The organism is Undibacterium sp. RuTC16W (assembly GCF_049339445.1).
Lineage (GTDB): Bacteria > Pseudomonadota > Gammaproteobacteria > Burkholderiales > Burkholderiaceae_D > Undibacterium.
The window spans coordinates 1-278 of sequence record NZ_JBMPPE010000138.1 but is presented as its reverse complement, the minus strand read 5'-3'; the positions used below and the strand labels follow the sequence as shown (position 1 = coordinate 278).

The 278-nt window shown below is 45.7% G+C and carries 1 protein-coding gene; it reads right to left on the bottom strand.

Annotated features, from left to right (window positions below; translation table 11 throughout):
• A partial coding sequence (locus ACO0K4_RS19835) for a nucleoside recognition domain-containing protein (RefSeq protein WP_422958367.1) occupies positions 1 to 271 on the bottom strand: 271 nt, incomplete at its 3' end.
• Positions 272 to 278: the final 7 nt, after the last annotated feature.

Here is a 278-nt window from a genome sequence, read left to right as displayed (position 1 = left end):
CCATACCAAGAAAGTAAGCGGATGGTGCCATCAGAGGATTGTGCGGAAAAAAGACACCTGCGATCAGGGCGATAATCTCTAATTTAGCCGAACAGGGCATAAAAGTAGCTGTCATAATGGTGATTTTTCGATCTCGCTCATTTTCGATGGTTCGACTAGCCATAATAGCCGGAACGCCACACCCAGTCGCAATGAGCATGGGAACGAATGATTTCCCAGACAGTCCAAATCTTCTAAAGAACCTGTCCATGACAAAAGCAATCCGACTCATATAACCC